General features: G+C 65.4%; 13 protein-coding genes. 6 read left to right on the top strand and 7 right to left on the bottom strand.

Annotated features, from left to right (window positions below):
- The first annotated feature begins 96 nt into the window (after positions 1-96).
- From BGO22_RS07710 to BGO22_RS07700, 3 genes are all read left to right on the top strand, one after another.
- Positions 97-1,428 (top strand): IS1380 family transposase, encoded by a 1,332-nt coding sequence (locus BGO22_RS07710; protein ID WP_059400168.1) that lies wholly within the window; start codon positions 97-99, stop codon positions 1,426-1,428.
- Positions 1,429-2,069: 641 nt separating this feature from the next.
- Positions 2,070-2,603, top strand: coding sequence for a c-type cytochrome (locus tag BGO22_RS07705; protein ID WP_240936409.1), 534 nt, complete (start codon positions 2,070-2,072; stop codon positions 2,601-2,603).
- 8 nt (positions 2,604-2,611) lie between these two features.
- The gene (locus BGO22_RS07700; protein ID WP_166228569.1) at positions 2,612-3,238 is read left to right on the top strand and encodes a DAPG hydrolase family protein; all 627 of its coding nucleotides are present in this window, start codon (positions 2,612-2,614) and stop codon (positions 3,236-3,238) included.
- Here BGO22_RS07700 and BGO22_RS07695 read toward each other — a convergent pair.
- The 5 genes from BGO22_RS07695 to BGO22_RS07675 form a co-directional block, all read right to left on the bottom strand.
- Positions 3,226-4,296, bottom strand: coding sequence for an ArsO family NAD(P)H-dependent flavin-containing monooxygenase (locus tag BGO22_RS07695; protein ID WP_205710661.1), 1,071 nt, complete (start codon positions 4,294-4,296; stop codon positions 3,226-3,228). The genes BGO22_RS07700 and BGO22_RS07695 overlap by 13 nt on opposite strands.
- A gap of 941 nt (positions 4,297-5,237) precedes the next feature.
- Entirely contained in the window at positions 5,238-8,354 is a 3,117-nt protein-coding gene (locus BGO22_RS07690) for an efflux RND transporter permease subunit (protein WP_286849884.1), read from the bottom strand.
- Positions 8,351-10,012 carry an efflux RND transporter periplasmic adaptor subunit gene (locus BGO22_RS07685; RefSeq protein ID WP_070400930.1) on the bottom strand — a complete coding sequence of 554 codons (1,662 nt, stop codon included), beginning with the start codon at positions 10,010-10,012 and terminating at the stop codon, positions 8,351-8,353. The genes BGO22_RS07690 and BGO22_RS07685 overlap by 4 nt, the downstream gene beginning before the upstream one ends.
- Before the next feature lie 4 nt (positions 10,013-10,016).
- Positions 10,017-11,345 (bottom strand): TolC family protein, encoded by a 1,329-nt coding sequence (locus BGO22_RS07680; RefSeq protein WP_166228573.1) that lies wholly within the window; start codon positions 11,343-11,345, stop codon positions 10,017-10,019.
- 88 nt (positions 11,346-11,433) lie between these two features.
- Entirely contained in the window at positions 11,434-11,829 is a 396-nt protein-coding gene (locus tag BGO22_RS07675) for a hypothetical protein (protein ID WP_166228575.1), read from the bottom strand.
- Between the two features lie 541 nt (positions 11,830-12,370).
- On the opposite strand from BGO22_RS07675, the gene BGO22_RS07670 reads away from it, so the two are divergent.
- On the top strand, positions 12,371-12,655 hold the full coding sequence (locus tag BGO22_RS07670; RefSeq protein ID WP_070400929.1) for a CopK family periplasmic copper-binding protein: 285 nt from the start codon (positions 12,371-12,373) through the stop codon (positions 12,653-12,655).
- A gap of 20 nt (positions 12,656-12,675) precedes the next feature.
- On the opposite strand, the gene BGO22_RS07665 is transcribed toward BGO22_RS07670, so the two are convergent.
- Positions 12,676-14,034 (bottom strand): heavy metal sensor histidine kinase, encoded by a 1,359-nt coding sequence (locus BGO22_RS07665; protein WP_286849877.1) that lies wholly within the window; start codon positions 14,032-14,034, stop codon positions 12,676-12,678.
- 12 nt (positions 14,035-14,046) lie between these two features.
- Positions 14,047-14,727: a heavy metal response regulator transcription factor gene (locus BGO22_RS07660; protein ID WP_286849874.1), complete on the bottom strand. Its 681-nt coding sequence runs from the start codon at positions 14,725-14,727 to the stop codon at positions 14,047-14,049.
- Positions 14,728-14,863: 136 nt separating this feature from the next.
- Here BGO22_RS07660 and BGO22_RS07655 point away from each other — a divergent pair, with 136 nt between their 5' ends.
- A complete protein-coding gene (locus tag BGO22_RS07655) occupies positions 14,864-15,967 on the top strand; it encodes a TolC family protein (RefSeq protein ID WP_286849871.1) in 1,104 nt (367 codons plus the stop codon).
- 21 nt (positions 15,968-15,988) lie between these two features.
- Positions 15,989-17,312 (top strand): multicopper oxidase family protein (locus BGO22_RS07650; RefSeq protein ID WP_286849869.1); only part of this gene is annotated, 1,324 nt, incomplete at its 3' end.

Genomic DNA, 17,312 nt, shown 5'->3' with positions numbered 1-17,312 from the left:
CCCGGATATTTCACCGTAGTAGAGCCACAAACGAGTACGGCATTGCCCTTGTGTGCCCGAAAATCCAGGTGTCGAATCTTGATCAACGAGCGGGCAATGCCGAAGCCAAACTGTACCGAAGAAATTGACGTTGGGCGCATGGACTTTGGCCGGTTGGGCCGACGCGTGGTGCAGGGGTGTTTTGACGGCGGCAGCATGACCAGCGATGGTGGCGTGATGCTGCTTGGCCAGGTCGATCGCAAGCTGGGCTTGATGGATGCGGCGGCGCGCTGCATCGCCGATCCGCGCAATCCGCTACTGATCACGCACGACGTGCGCGACATGTTGCGCCAGCGGGTGTACGGCCTGGCGCTGGGCTGGGAAGACCTCAACGACCACGGTGCTCTGCGCTGTGACGTGGCTGTGCAGACGGCTGTTGGCGTGGACCACGAGATTGCCAGCGCGCCCACGCTTTGCCGACTGGAGAAATGGGCCGACCGTGCCACGGCGTGGCGGCTGCACGAGGTGTTGGTCAATCAGTTCATCGCCAGCTTCGAGAGCGCGCCCGAAGAGTTGGTGCTGGACTTTGATGCCACCGACAACCCGTTGCACGGCCAGCAGGAGGCACGCTTCTTCCATGGTTACTACGACAGCTACTGCTACCTGCCCCTGTACGTGTTCTGTGGCCAGCAACTGCTGTGCGCCTACTTGCGGCCCAGCAACATCGATGCGGCGCAGCACGCTGGGGCCATCCTCAAGCTGCTGGTGCGCCGACTGCGCCAGAGTTGGCCGCAGGTGCGCATCGTGTTTCGGGCCGACTCCGGGTTCTGCCGCCAACGCATCCTGAACTGGTGCGAGCGCGCCGGCGTGCACTACATCGTGGGTCTGGCGCGCAATGCACGGCTGCAGGCGCGCGTGGCGTTTGCCGAACTCTCAATGAAAGACGAATACGAGCGCAGCGGGGCCAAACAGCGCATGGTCGATGAATTCGACTACGCCGCACAGAGCTGGCCGCACGAGCGGCGCGTGATCACGCGGCTTGAATGGGGCGCGCAAGGCTGCAACCCGCGCTTCATCGTGACAAACCTTGCCGGTGATCCCCAGGCGCTGTACGACGGCGTGTACTGCCAGCGCGGCGAGGCGGAGAACCGGATCAAGGAAGCGCAGGTAGGGCTGTTCGCCACGCGCACGAGCTGCCATGTGCTGCGCTCCAACCAACTGCGCATGCTGTTGGCCGCGCTGGGCTACGTGCTGGTAGAGAGGCTGCGCGCGTTGGCGTTGCAGGGCACAGAGCTGGCCACGGCGCAGATCGACACGCTGCGCATCAAGCTGCTCAAGGTGGCGGCAGTGGTGACGCGCAACACGCGGCGCATCCGCCTGTACCTGGCCTCCAACTGGCCCAGTGCGCAGACCTTCGCGCACGCCATGAGCCAGCTGCGCTCACCCTGAACACACCAGCAGCGCCTGGCCGGCGCGATGACACAAAAACGGCCCGCAACCCAAGCCGGGGTAGGGGCCATTGCGACAGCATTGCGCATGCCAACCATCACACCCATGGCTGCGGCCAACATCGTGGCCTTGCTCGCTCAAATCCGCGCCGCGATGCCCCGCTGCGCACGCCGTTGGCTACATGCGTGAAATATCCGGGTTAGCTCTGACTCCGCAATCTGGCAATTAATTCAATATTCGTAGAATTATAGTTTCTTTCATGACGGCCTCATGACAAGAAGTCCACAGCGCTTACTCACTGATCCATGGCGGATCACCGTGCGAGAACTGCCGCGGCGCATTCCTGACGTGGCCGCCGACGAGTTGGTCTGCGCCGGCGTGATGCTCGCCGGGGCCTTGACGCTGTGGGTGGGCTGGGCTTGGCTGAACCGGGGGGGGGGAGCCTGCTGATCGCGTGCGTGATTCCCCAAGGCATAGGGAGCCCTTTTCGGCAATCACTGCATTTGCTGTTCTAGGACGTACCGCAAACGCACGAACGGATCGTCGCCAGTGACCCTGGCCGAAAAACGTTGCCACCTTTGCGCCCGCGAAGCGTCTCACCCCAAGCGGCGCCCTTCGGGTTCAAAGGATTCTGGGGCGCCATGCGCGGCCTCTACGAAACTTCGCGGAAGAATCCCATGACACCAACTCGACGCTTTGCCATTGCGTTGGTTTTCACGACAGTGCTGCTGGCAAGTACCGTCTCTGCGCAGTCGTTTGATTCACGCCCCTCCCCTGAACGCCCCCGCGACATAGTGGCCCTGGGGCGCTACCTTGTGCAGACGACCGGCTGCAACGACTGCCACACGGCAGGCTACAACGCGGCGGAAGGCAAGCTGGCCGAAGCACAGTGGCTGACAGGCGACCGGTTGGGCTGGAAGGGCCCCTGGGGCACCACCTACGCAACCAACCTTCGCCTCTACTTTGCCGGCATGACAGAAGAGCGCTGGATCACCCATGCACGGGTCATGAAGCCCAGACCGCCCATGCCGTGGTTCAACCTGCGCGCCATGTCCGACAGCGATCTGCGCGCCATCTACCGATACATCAAGGCCGCAGGACCGGCCGGTGAGCCAGCCCCCGCCTATGTGCCGCCGGGCAGAACGCCAGCAGGACCGCTGGTGCAGTTTCCTTGAGCCCGCACATGACCATCTCCTGGAACCCGAAACCCGTCGACAGCGCGAGCAGCGGCATTGAAGTTTTGCCGGATGGCCGGTTGCGATGCTGGATCGAGCACGAGACCCTGCACGGTGTCACACCGACCATGCTTGCCTGGTGGTTTCGCCACCTTGAAGGACACATGGAGTTCGAGGAGCAGCACGTGTCACGCTACCACGTGTGGCATCCGCGTGACCACATCGCCGTCTCCTACACGCGCCGCCTCGCTGACGGCAGCGTCGGGGTCGGCGCGCAGCTACACATCGTCGAGATGTTTGGCGGCAATCCCCGCTACAAGGGCAACGCACGCAGCGACATCGTGCGGCTCGATGAACGGGGCTTCGGACACCGGCCGCGGTGGTTCGGGCTGCAGGTGGCGGCCATGGACTATTGCTTCGCGCCAGTCCCCGAAGGCACGCGCTACGCCAACAGTCTCACGATCGGCTTCCCCTCGAAGCTGGCCAAGCCACTCAATGTCCTGTTGCGCCGATTCGTTTTCAACACTGCGCGCGCCAACGCATGGATACGCCATAACATTGAAGAAGTGGGACAGTTCGAGCGGTTTCTGCCGGCGCTCTTCACCAGCGAGACCAACGAGTCTCAGCCAGACTGAGGCGATAGCCCTGCAAGCATCGCGTTGATCTCGTCAACCGTGCTGCGCGCACTTCGCATGACACCGACCAGCGTGGCTGACGCCATGCCGGTCCATTCACCGTAGCCCACCAGCCACAGCCGTGGCTCAAGCAGGCTACGAGTGCCGTTCACAGCGACCTTGCCCTGAGCATCAATCAGGCCCAGCGACCGCAGGTGATCCAGCGCAGGCCGAAAACCAGTGCACCAGATAACCGCATCAAAGTCCGACTCCGATCCGTCACGCCAGCGCACGCCTCGCTCAGTGAAGCAATCGAATGGCTCACGCGCGCTGAGCACCCCTCGCGAACGGGCCTCCACAACGGAAGCCACCATCACGATATCGCCAAAACCCCCCGGGAGGTCGTCCACTGGACGCCCGGCCTGTTGGGCCCTCCAGCGTTCAGTGGCGCGCTGAAACAGCACACCGCCATCCACGTTGTCGGGCAAAAATACAGGAGGTCTCTCGGTAACCCATGTCGTCTGAGCATGCTGCGAAACCTCAGCCAGAATCTGTGCGCCTGAATTGCCGCCGCCGACGATCAAAACGCGCAGGTCAGCGAAAGCATCAGGTTCCAAATATTGTGCGGAATGGATCTGGGCGCCCCGAAACCCGTCAATCCCCTTGTAGTCTGGAACGTGCGGGTGTCGCCAGTTGCCGGTAGCGCTGATCAGGGCCGCAGCCTGCCAGTCGCCCTGGTCAGCGTGCACAAGCCATCCGCTGTCTGTGCGTTCGACAGATTGGACAGTGACCGGTCGCCGCACAGGCAGCTCGTACCGCTCTTCGTAACGACGCAGATAGTCGAGTACTTCGTCTCGCGTCGGGTAGCGATCGCTGCCCGCCGGCATCGGCCAACCAGCCAGGGAGCTCCACGTGGCCGGCGAGAACAGGCGAAGGGATCGCCAAGTATGACGCCAGGCACCGCCGGCCCCCTCTTCAGCATCGAGGATCACGAAGCTGCGGCCACTGCGGCGAAGAAAATAACCGGCCGACAAGGCGGCCTGACCCCCACCGATGACGATCACATCGAATTGCTGCATGGACCCCATCATCGCAGCCCGGCACAGTGACGTTTCAGAACGGATGCCGGGGCTTACCCGGACGGTACCGACCCTCATGCAGGCGGCAACGCCATGCCACCAGCTGGTCCAGCAGTTCATTGAAGCGGCGGGCGATTCGCGCCGAGAAGTTGTGTCCCTGTGTACGGATCACAGTGGTACAGCAGGGCATGCTGCTGTGCGCGACGGGTCGGGATGGGCTCATGGTGTTTGCTCGCAGAAGTATGGAGAAGTGGTGCAGCAGCGCAGGGCACGCCGCTGCCGGGAGTTGGAGGATCGCCAGCAACCCGCTAATGCGAGTCGCTGCGCGCACATCAGAAGGGGAAACTGCTTCGGCCTTGGCGATCCGAGACCATTCGTTCAACACCAAGATCTCGCAACATGGCGCTGCTGAGCCTCATGTCGTTCAACGCGGCTGAGTCGAGGTAGGCAAGATGCTGAGCCTCGTGCCGCGCCTGGTTCTTTTCAAGTCGCCATGTCGCCAGTGCCTTAATCAATCGACTGGACACACCTGACAAGCGGGGCCAGAAGGAAAAGCGAGCGCGCCGTGCCTCTGTCGCCGAGGAATCGAGGTTCACACAGCAGGCGATACCCGCGTGAAGACGAGGTTCACAGCATTCCATGTTGTCCTCCAGGGTTGGGAGCTGCGCAGCCGATACAACAGCTGCAACGGTATAGACGCCGTCAGAGGCCAAAGGTGCCCAAGCTTGAGGATGCGTGGGAATACGGCTTCGCGCTGGCCCGAGAGGTTGTCGGGCTGTCGCAGCCTGGTTCCTGAGTGCAATCCTGCGACGTACGACAAATCAGAGACATCGCCTGTCATGGCGTCCGCGTCCCCAGGCGCAAGAGTAACGAGAGTTGGGCGGCCTCTGATTTCATCTTCAACCTCAACAAGGTGTCTATGAAACCGGCAGCAGCCCACTCTACCTCCCACGTAGCAGTCGGTAGACCACCGGCACCACGAACAGCGACAACAGCGGCGCGCTGATCATGCCGCCGACCATCGGAGCGGCGATGCGCTGCATCACCTCGCTGCCGGTGCCGCTGCTCCACAGGATCGGCAGCAGGCCGGCCACGATGGTCGCCACGGTCATGGCCTTGGGCCGCACGCGCAGCACGGCCCCCTCGCGGATGGCCTCCAGCAGGGCTTCGCCATCGCCGCGGCCCTGCGACAGCCGATCGCTCCAGGCTTGCTTCAGATACACCAGCATGATCACGCCGAACTCGGCGGCCACGCCGGCCAGCGCGATGAAGCCCACCGCACTGGCCACCGACAGGTTGTGGCCGAGCATCCACAGCAGCCAGACGCCGCCGACGAGTGCGAACGGCAGCGTGGCCATGATGAGCAGGGCCTCGTCCATGCGGCCGAAGGTGAGGTACAGCAGCACGAAGATGATGAGCAGCGTGAACGGCACCACCACCTTGAGCTGCGCGCTGGCGCGCTCCAGGAACTCGAACTGGCCCGACCACGACACCGAATAGCCGGGCGGCAGCGACACCTGCGCCGCCACCGCCTGCTGCATGTCGAGCACCGCGCCGCGCAGGTCGCGGCCGCGCACATCCACGTACACGAAACCGGCCAGGCGCGCGTTCTCGCTGCGCAGCATGGGCGGGCCGTCGTTGACGCGCAGGTCGGCCACGTCGCCCAGCACCAGGCGCTGCCCCACGGGCGTGACCATGGGCAGGGCGCGCAGCCTGGGCAGCGAGTCGCGCAGTTCGGCGGGGTAGCGCAGGTTGATGCTGTAGCGCTGCAGGCCTTCGACCACCTCGCCGATCACCATGCCGCCCACAGCGCTTTCCACCACGGCTTGAACGTCGGCGATGTTGAGACCGTAACGCGCGGCGGCCTCGCGGTCGATGTCGATGTCGATGTAGCGCCCGCCCGTGAGCCGTTCGGCCAGCGCGCTGCTCACGCCGGGCACGGGTTTCACCGCGCGCTCGATCTGCCCGGTGAGCCGGTCGATGGTGGCCAGGTCGGGGCCCGCCACCTTCACGCCCACGGGGCTCTTGATGCCGGTGGCCAGCATGTCGATGCGGTTGCGGATGGGCGGCACCCAGATGTTCGAGAGCCCCGGCACGCGCACCGTGCGGTCGAGCTCTTCCACCAGCCGGTCGGGGGTCATGCCGGCGCGCCACTGCGCGCGCGGCTTGAACTGGATGGTGGTCTCGAACATCTCCAGCGGCGCGGGGTCGGTGGCGGTGTCGGCGCGCCCGGCCTTGCCGTACACGCTCTGCACCTCGGGCAGGGTCTTGATGAGCCGGTCGGTCTGCTGCAGAAGCTCGGCCGCCTTGGCCGCCGAGAGGCCGGGCAGCGCGGTGGGCATGTACAGCAGGTCGCCCTCGTCCAGCGGCGGCATGAACTCGCTGCCGATGCGCTGCAGCGGCCACAGGCTCGCGACCAGCAGCAGCGCCGTCACCCCCAGCGTGAGCCGGGGCCAGGCCAGCACCGCGTCCAGCATGGGCCGATACACGGCGATGAGCGCGCGGTTGATCGGGTTGCGGTGTTCGGCCGGTATGCGCCCTCGGATGAGGTAGCCCATGAGCACCGGGATGAGCGTGACCGCCAGAGCGGCCGAGGCCGCCATGGCGTAGGTCTTGGTGTAGGCCAGCGGCGAGAACAGGCGCCCCTCCTGCGCCTGCAGCGTGAACACCGGCACAAAGCTCAGCGTGATGATGAGCAGCGAGAAGAACAGCGCGGGCCCGACCTCGGCAGCGGCCTTGCCCATCAGCCGCCAGCGCGCCTCGCCCTGCAGCGTCTGCCCCGGGTGGGCCTGGCCCCAGCGTTCCAGGTGCTTGTGCGCGTTCTCGATCATCACGATGGCCGCGTCCACCATGGCGCCGATGGCGATCGCGATGCCGCCCAGCGACATCACGTTGGCATTGATGCCTTGCTGCTGCATCACGATGAAAGCGACCAGCACGCCCAGCGGCAGCGTCACGCTGGCCACCAGCGCGCTGCGCACGTGGAAAAGGAAGGCCAGGCAGACCAGCCCGACCACGATGAATTCCTCGATCAGTTTGGTGGTGAGGTTGTCCACCGCGCGCTCGATCAGACCGGAGCGGTCGTACACCGGCACAATCTCCACGCCCGCCGGAAGACCGCGCTGAAGTTCTGCCAGCCGGGCCTTTACGGCGGCGATGGTGCTCAGCGCGTTCTTGCCCGAACGCATCACCACGATGCCGCCCACTGCTTCGCCCTCGCCGTCGAGCTCGCCGATGCCGCGCCGCATCTCGGGGCCGGTCTGCACGCGCGCCACGTCGCCCAGCCGCACCGACACGCCAGCCGGTGTGGTCAACAGCGGTATCGCGCGGAAGTCGTCGAGCGTGCGCAGGTAGCCGCTGGCGCGTACCGCGTACTCGGCCTCGCCCAGCTCGAGCACCGAACCGCCGGCTTCCTGGTTGGCTCGGCCTACGGCATCGCTCACCATGGCCGGCGTGATGCGGTAGGCCTGCAGTCGGTCGGGGTCGAGCACAATCTGGTACTGGCGCACCATGCCCCCGATGCTGGCGACCTCGGCCACGTCAGCCACGGTCTTAAGCTCGAAGCGCAGGAACCAGTCCTGTAGCGCACGCAGCTGTGCCACGTCCTGCTGGCCGGTGCGGTCGATCAGCGCGTACTGGTAGATCCAGCCCACGCCGGTGGCGTCGGGCCCGATGCTGGAGCGGGCGTTGGCGGGCAGGCGCGCCTGGGCCTGGTTCAGGTACTCCAGTACGCGCGAGCGTGCCCAGTAAGGATCCACACCGTCGTCGAACAGCACGTACACGAAGCTGTCGCCGAACATCGAGTAGCCGCGCACCGCCTTGGCGCCCGGCACCGACAGCATGGTGGTGGTCAGCGGGTAGGTCACCTGGTTCTCCACCAGCTGCGGCGCCTGCCCGGGCCAGGTGGTGCGCACGATGACCTGGGTATCGGACAGGTCGGGCAATGCGTCCAGCGGCGTGCGCTGCAAGGCGAGCACGCCCCATGCCGTGACGATCACCGTGGCGACCAGCACGAGCACGCGATTGGCGATGCTCCAGCGGATGAGCCGGGCAATCATCGCGTTGCCCCGGGCGCGACGCGCTGCAGGTCGGTGATTTGCGGAACGTCGCCGTCCTGCATCTGGAATTCGATCTGCACGCGCTCGCCCAAGCCCAGATCGCGTGGCTGGCGCTCGCGCGGCGGCAGCTTGAAGTCCATCGTCATCTCGGGCCAGTTCAGCGACGGCACGGGCGGGTGAGTCAGCGTGACCGTGTCGCCTTCCAGCGCATTGATGACTGCGTCGGTGCGGTGGCTTTGCGGTGCCGGCGGGGCGGGTTCCGTGCCCTGGTTCAGTCTGGCCTCCAGACCGCGCAAGCTGGCCTCCGAGTCGATCAGGAACTGCCCCGAGCGGACCACGCGCTGTCCGGCCTGCAGGCCGGCGATGACCTCGACCTGATCGCCAGCCTCGCGCCCGGTCTGCACCTGCACCGGACGGAATCGCCCGTCGGCCTCCGCCAGCATCACCACGCTGCGCTGCCCGGTGCGGATGACCGCATCGGCCGGCACGAGCAGGCGCATGTCGCCAGCCGGCCGCGCAAAGCGCATCTGCACCAGCATGCCGGGCACCAGCCGCGCGCCGGGGTTGGGCAACTCCAGCCGCGCCTTGAGCGTGCGGGTGGTCGGCTCCACCTGCGGCAGCAGGACCTGCAATCGCCCCTCAAAGGTCTGGCGCGGCACGGCCGGGCTGGTGGCGCTGACCGCCATCCCGGGCATCAGCTCGGCGCTCTGGCTCTCGGGCACCTCGGCCTCGGCCCACACCGTGGCCGTGCCCTGCACGGTCATCAGAGGTGTGCCGGGCATCACCGTCGCGCCCTCGCGCACCATCAGCGCGGTCACCACGCCGGCTTGCGGCGCGCGCAGCGTGAAGCGCGCCTGCAGCACACCGGTGCGTTGCACGAGGTCGATCTGGGCAGGTGACATGCCGGCCTGGCGCATGCGCTGCAGCGCGGCCTCGCGCAGCGTGTCCAGCCCACTGCCCTGCATGCGCGAGATGGCCAGCAGGTCCTCCTGCGCGGCCACCCAGTCGGGCACGTACACATCCAACAGGGGCGCGCCGGCGGCCACGCGATCGAAGGTGGCGCGCACGTGCAGCTTCTCCACAAAGCCGTTGGCGCGGCTCGTCACCGTGGTCTGGTCGCGCTCGTTCCACGCGATGCTGCCCACCGCTGTCACCTCGGCGGACAAGGCCCCGGCCTCCACCACGGCGGTGCGCAAGCCCAGGTTCTGCTGGATGCGCGGGCTCACCGTCACGGTACCGGTGTCCGATCCCTCGGCACCGGCGTAGCGTGGCACCAGCATCATGTCCATGAAGGGCGACTTGGCGGGCGCATCGAAGTTCCTGCCCGGCACCATGGGGTCGTGGTAGTTCAGGATCCGGCGCCCCGTGGCTGGGTCCAGGTCGCCGGCCTTGAGGCCATCGCGCATGTGGCGCCGCGTGGCGTCCTCGCCCTGCGAAATCGTCCACGTGGACGGGTCCGACATCGCCTCAACGGCGGTCGAAGCCCCCGGTTTGGACAGCGCGTCGTCGGCTGTGCTCCGAGGTTCAGCCGAGACGCCCATGCGCACACCACTGCGCACGCCCGATTGCCAGGCGGCAATGCCCACCCCGACCAGCAAGGCAAAGGTGGCAGCGCAGGCTATCCAGCGCGCACGCGTCGATGAAAAGAACGGCTTCATGGGTTCACCTCGCTTGGGTATTGGACGCGGCCGGGGTCGTCGATCGCAGGGCGTCCAGCGCCGACCATGGGCGCGCCGCATCCAGTTCCACGTCGATGCGTTCGATCGACAGGACCACGGCAGCCTCCTGGGCGGCCAGCAGCTCACGCAGCGACAAGGTGCCGGCGCGGTAAGCGGCCATTGAGGCCACGACGCGCTGTCGCGCCAGCGGAAGGCGTTCGCGATCAATCAGCTCGAGCTGCGCCAACGCCGCGGCAAGGGCTTGCTGCCACTCGGCGATCTCCAGTTCACTGACACGGCGCGCTTCATCGACCTCGGCGTCGCGCGCGTCGGCCTCGGCCAGGCGTGCCGACAGTTCACGATCCTGACGCCGCGCACGGTTACTCGCAAGCGGAATCGACACACCCACCGACAGCATGTCGCTGTAGGCGCTGCCGCGCTGGCTGAGCATCAGTTCCACACTCCAGTCGGGATCGCGCTCCAGGTGGGCCAGGTCGGCGGCCGCACGCGCCACCTCGGCACGCGCCTGCAAGGCCTGCACAGCGGGATGCTCATCGAGCCAGCGGCGCGAGGGCTCTTCGACCCACGCCGCTTCGTCCAGCCGAGGCGGCTCGCCGAGCGTGATCTGCCCCTGCACCCCCGTCCATCGCTCCAGTGCCTGGCGCGCGACGCGCTCGCGGGCATCGGCTTCGATGCGAAGTTGCTCGAGCCGCCAGAGCGCATCGCGCGCAGCGAGCAAGTCACTCGGCGTGCCGCGGCCCGAGCGCGCTGCGGCTTCGGCGGCCAGCACTTGCCGCTGCAAGGACTCGCGCTGCGCGGCCAGCAAGCCCAGGCGCTGCTGCGCGGCCCGCAATGCGAACCAGGCCACCGACGTCAGGCGCAGCACCTCGGTGGCCTGCTCGCGATGTCGGGCGTGAGCCGCTTGGGCCTCGCGCTCATACCAGCGAGCGCGCGCCTCGCGCTTGTCACGTCCCGGCAGCGCCTGGGCGATGCCGATGGAGCGCATGGTCATGAAGTCGCGCGTTGTGCGCCAGCGATCGGCGCCGTTGACCGGCAGGTTGTCCAGCGACAGGCGCAACACCGGGTCAGGCCGCTGCGCGGCCGCCACCGCCATCTCGCGCGCAGCACGGGTCTCGGCCTGTAACGCCTTGAGCAGGCCCGAGCGCTGCAACGCCGCGGCCATCGCCGCACTGCGGTCGATGCCCGATGGCGCCTGCGCGCGCAGACCCATCGGCACGGACAAGCCAAGCACAAACACGAACACGAGTGCCAGCGCACCGGGGCCGCGCGAACGCCAGGACGGCCCGCACGGACCGCACAAGAAACGAGACATGGGTCACCTCCTGAACCAGCTGGACCGGATCGGGCCCGGTCGATCACCGCACCGACCCTTGCGCAGCGGCAAGACGGTGCTGAGGGGTTCAGCCGAGGGAGGGGGGCCGCCAGATGGCGGAACGCGCGGATGAGGGTGGTCCGGCGACGTTGAGGGCGAGATGGCGGGTTGTCTGCAGAGCGGGTGCAGCCGACAAACCGCCTGACGGCACGCTGGCCATGGGCGCACCACAGTCCACGCCGGTCTTGCAAGGCTGACCGGTTTTCAGGAAGGTGGCCTCGTCGTTGCAGCAATCGGGCACAGCGCCAGGGCCCGCGTCGTCGGCCATCGCGCCGGATGCCATCACCATGCCCTCCGTCGGGCACGGTTCGACGGGCGCCGCCCAAGACCATGCGCCCTGCAGAGGCAGGGACAGGCAAATCAGCAGCGTGACAAGCCAACGCATGGGCTGCATTCTAGGATTTTCTTCGGAAATCTCAGGCATGTCTCATCAAGCCCCGAGGCGGGGTGCAAGCGCCGCGAAGTCGTTCGCCGCCAGGGTGTATCCGGAAAAGGATAGGTGGATGGAGGCCAGCGGGTCGCTGACTCCCATTTCGGGAGATCAGACACCATCCTCAGCCATCTCGACGTTGGATCTGGAGATGGAAGCACTTCTGTATTCGATAACGCACGTCACTGGTTGTCCCGCGGTACGTTCAGCGAACCGTCAGCTGGCGTATTCAACAGGAACCATCTGCACAAAACGTAGGGCGTTGCGGTGGCGGCAGGTGTTCTGTACCCGTTGACGGGCGGGTTGCTTTCTCCTTGAGCGCGGCCCAGACGATGATCCTGAGTTTGGCGTCGTTGATTGGTAACGCCTTTTGACTGCGCTCCGGCTGCTGAGCCGGATATGGCGTCCAGCGGAGCACCTGACGAAGATGTAATGGGCTTGCAGGGATGGCGTCATGGCCGGCGCCCTATCGTGGCGGCGTACTCACGTACCCCGGGGCGTGCAGCAGCACCCCGGGCATCAGCAAGGAAACGCCATGAAATCCCAGTTTGTCATTGCCGCGCTGCTGTTTGCCAGCGCCTCTGTTTTTGCAGGCGACGCCGCGCGCCAGGCCGCTGCCGAGGTCACGCCACTCAAGGATGGCGGCGCCCTCTACCTGTTCAAGGACGGCAAGATGGCCAAGGAAGATCGCTTCGGCCGAGCCGAGTATCTGCGCGCGGGCGCGACACTTCTGACGGCGAGTGACAAGCAGGTCCCCGTCACGAGCAACGAGGTCGCACGCCTGTCGTATCTGCTAAGCAAGGGGCACAGCAACCACTGACCCCATTCCTGGCGATCGCGCTAGCGGGTCGTGAACTCGAGCGCGAACGTGTTGACCCCGTCTGCGGAGCGCACCGTCACCTCGCCGTGGTGAGCGTGCATGATGGCCTTGGTGATGGGAAGCCCCAAGCCCACCCCCTCGGAAGCGTCCCGGCTTCGGCCGGGGCTCAGGCGCACGAAGCGATCAAAAAGCTGCTGGTGGGATGCAACCGGAATATGCGGACCGAGGTTGCTGACCGCCAGCACTACACCGGTATCGGATGGTCTCACCACAATCGACACGGTAGAGCCAGCATCGGCGTGCCGCACGGCGTTGGAGAGCAGATTACTGATGGCACGGCGAATCATCAATCGGTCGCCCGCCACTTCGCCGACGCCATCGACACCGATGGTCAGATACTTTTCGCTGGCCACAGCCTCGTAGAACTCCACGATTGACCGGGCCTCTGCCACCAGGTCCACAGGTTCGCGCAAAGGCAATTCATGCAAGTTTTCGGTCTTGGCCAACAGCAACATGTCGGAAATCGTGCGCGCCAGACGCTGAAGTTCTTCCGATATGGTGGCCAGGCTGCTGCGATAGTCCTGCGGCGTTCGCTGCTGTGCGAGCGTGACCTGCGCAGCGGTCAGCAAATTGCTCACGGGCGTGCGCATCTCATGAGCCAGGTCCGATGAAAACGCGCTGAGGCGCTCGAAGTCGGCTTGCAGGCGATCCAGCATGTTGTTGAGCGACAGGGCCAGTTCGCGCATTTCCCGAGGGACACTCTCGGCGGGCATGCGCTCGGCCAGGTGCTGGGCGCTCAGGCGCTCAGCTCGCGCCTTCATGGCTGTCAATGGCTTGAGGCCGCCTCGGCTTGCCATCCACCCTAGCAAGGTGCCGGCCAACACGGCGACCAACGCGTAGCCCGCGATCTTGAGCGTCAAGTCATCGAGAAAGTGCCGGTGATGGCTCGTATCGACGGCCGCGGTCACCGATATCTGCCCGGGCGCGTCGGCGCCCAAATCCAGCACGAAGCGCTGGGCGTACAGGCTGCCATTGGTGTCACGCCAGGCCAGGCCTTGGAGACTTGTCTCCAAACCTTCCCGCACGGCATCGGGCATGCTGAGGTCGCCCTGCTCCAGCAGCACGCCTGAATGGCCGCTGACCCGAAGGTACAGGCCGTCATGACCATGTGTGCTCGTGGCCAGTCGACGGCGCAAATCGTCCTCGGTTTGGCTCGCCTGAACCGCTTCTTCCACAAGGTGCACCTTGCTCATCAACAGCGAGCGATCCAGTTCGATGAAATGCGCGCTTGTTTCCCGAAACACGAGCGTCGAGAAACCGGCCAAAACGAGCGCAACAACACCCGCGAACAGAATGGTCAGACGCGCGGTGAGTGACATGCTTGCCTGCAATCAGTGATCGGGTTCGTCGAGAACGTAGCCCATGCCTCGCACCGTCTGCAGGAGCTTGGTGTCGAAGCCATCGTCGATCTTGGCGCGCAGTCGCCGCACCGCCACGTCGATCACATTGCTGTCGCTGTCGAAATTGATGTCCCACACCAGCGACGCAATCAGCGTCCGAGGAAGGACCTCACCGCGGCGTCGCATGAAGAGCTCCAGTAGCCCGAACTCCTTGGCGGTCAGGTCTACGCGCCGACCTGACCGCGTGACGCGGCGACGGACAAGGTCCAACTGCAAGTCTGCGATCTGCAAGGACGTCGTATCTTGAATTTGGCCGCCACGCCTTAGCAGCGTCTTGATGCGGGCAAGCAACTCGGAGAAAGAAAACGGTTTGATCAGGTAATCGTCGGCGCCCAGCTCCAGGCCTTTGACGCGATCCTCCACGCTGTCTCGGGCGGTCAGGTACAGCACCGGCAACTGGCTCTTCTTGCGCCGCAAAGAGCTCAGCACAGACCAACCGTCGATGCTTGGCAACATGACATCCAGGATCACGAGGCCGTAGTCGCCCTCGGTGGCCTCGTGCAATCCGTCGACACCGTTGCGGGCCAACTCACAGAAGTATCCAGCCTCCCTCAGCCCTTGCTTGAGGTATTCGCCCGTGTGGGCTTCGTCTTCGATGATGAGGATCTTCACGCTACTCGACTCCGATCATTGGCAGTTTGCCACGCCGTTTGTGCAGACCCAACATGACAAATCTGTAATGAAACGGACAGACGCCTGTGTGCGGGCAGTCAGAACAATGCCCTCATCGATCAGCAAAGGAGTCCACGTGAAGAGAGTTCGATGGAAAACGCGGGGGTTGGTCCTCCTCGCGGCGATGGCGTCCGCGGGCTTGGTTGCCGCGCAAAGCACCGCAGCCGAACAGGCGTCGGACTGGCGCTCTGCGAACGACGCGGTCGGCCAGTTCAAACGAGGGCACGCCGACATCCTCAAGTGGGAGGCGCAAAACGCCCCTGCGCCAGTTGCCGAGCCGAAGCTCGAACCCGGCTTCCCGCTGCCGACGATGGAGAGCGTTGTTCGCGCGGCCTGGAAGCCACACCTTGAACTTCGCAGCGTGATGTCCCGATTGGGTCAGGAGAACGCTGACCGCATTGCAACTGGGCAATGGCTGGACGTCGATGCGCGTCACCAGCGCCGTGTGGGCGGGTTCGACGAATTGCTGGACGTCGCGGTGGATGCCCGCAAGGCATGGCTGAGCGCCGTGGCGGCGAAACAGGCGCTGCGCCTGCAACAGGAATCGCTCGACGCCGCGCAGGCGGCCACCGAACTGGGGCGTCGCATGGTCAAAGTGGGCAACTGGAGTGCGTACCAGCAAAGCCGCGTCGAATTGGGGCTCTCCGCGGAGAAGACGGCGCTTCTTCAGGCCCGTGTCGCAGCGGCGCAATCGGAACAAGCGTTGTTGAAACTGCTGCGCCTCAACGGCGTGTATCAGCGGTTGGATCTGCCCGACACGCTGCCCGATCTGCCCAAAGATCTGCCGAGCGGCGAGCGTCTGAATGCCGAGCTGAGAGAGATCTCCGCTCAGCTGCCTGTCGTGAATCAAACCAAAGCAAAAACCAACTTCGATCTCGCCGTTGGTGCGTGGGAGGTCACGTTGGGCGTCGCTCGCGCGTACCGCAACGAGGTGATGACCCAACGCAACCTGATCGTCGACGAAAGCGTGCTTCAGTACAACGGCATGCTCAAGAGCGTGTGGGAACTGCTCAGCGAAGTTCAGGCCCGCGCCCAGGCGCAGCGCAACACCGTGAACGCGGTACGCGACTACTGGTTTGCGGAAACCGACCTGCTGTGGGTACTTCAAGGCGGAGAACCCACGTCCTTCGTCACACCGGGCGCACCTGCCGGTGAGGGCGCTGCTGCCGCCGGACATTGAACCCAACAAACCATCCAAAAAATGAGCAATCGACGTCAATTCTTCGCGGGCGCCGCCGCCACCATGGCCGGTCTCACCGTTGCACGATCGGCGCTGGCCGCCCTCCCCGAGCCCGTCATCCAGACCTCTGTTGACACAGCGGCACCTCTTGTTCCCAATACCGGGCGCCCATACAACCCGGTGGTCACGCTCAATGGCTGGAGCCTCCCCTGGCGCATGAACAATGGCGTGAAGGAGTTCCACCTGGTGGCCGAGCCCGTGGTGCGCGAGATGGCGCCCGGCTTCAAAGTCAATATGTGGGGCTACAACGGACAAAGCCCTGGACCGACCATTGAGGTCGTTGAGGGCGACCGCGTGCGCATCTTCGTAACCAACAAGCTCCCCGAGCACACCACCATCCATTGGCACGGCCAGCGCCTGCCCAGCGGCATGGATGGCGTCGGCGGCTTGAACCAGCCCGCCATTCCAGTGGGCAAGACCTTCGTCTACGAGTTTGAGGCACGTCGCCCCGGCACCTTCATGTATCACCCGCACGCCGACGAGATGGTGCAGATGGCCATGGGCATGATGGGCTTCTGGGTCACGCACCCCAAAGGCAAGCATCCCCACATCAGCGACGTCGACCGCGACTTCTGCTTCCTGCTCAACGCCTTCGACGTCGAGCCCGGCAGCAAGACGCCCAAGGTCAACACCATGACCGACTTCAACATCTGGGCTTGGAACAGTCGTATCTTCCCAGGCATCGACACGCTCAACGTGCGCCTGAACGATCGCGTGCGCATCCGCGTGGGCAACCTGACGATGACCAACCACCCCATCCACCTGCACGGGCACGAGTTCCTGGTGACCGGCACCGACGGCGGCCCCACGCCGCCCGCCACCCGCTGGTACGAGGTGACCACCGACGTGGCCGTCGGCCAGATGCGCCAGATCGAGCTCATCGCCGACGAGGAAGGCGACTGGGCCTTCCATTGCCACAAGAGCCACCACACCATGAACGCCATGGGCCACGAGGTGCCCACCATGATCGGCGTGGACCACCGGGGGCTGGTGAACAAGATCCAGCGCGTGGCGCCCGACTACATGGTGATGGGCGAACGCGGCATGGCCGACATGGGCGAGATGCAGATGCCCATTCCCGACAACACAGCGCCCATGATGACCGGCACCGGCCAGTTCGGGCCCATCGAAATGGGCGGCATGTTCAGCGTGTTCAAGGTGCGCAAGGACCAGAAGCCCGGCGACTACAAGGACCCCGGCCCCTACCAGTTCCCGCAGGGCACCGTGGCCCACGAGTGGACCGGCGCCACGCCCGCGGCCCCGCGCGCGGCCACGCCCCCGGGCC

Origin of the sequence: Hydrogenophaga sp. 70-12 (assembly GCF_001897365.1) — a bacterium.
Lineage (GTDB): Bacteria > Pseudomonadota > Gammaproteobacteria > Burkholderiales > Burkholderiaceae_C > Hydrogenophaga > Hydrogenophaga borbori.
This window is presented reverse-complemented; position numbering and strand designations above follow the sequence as displayed.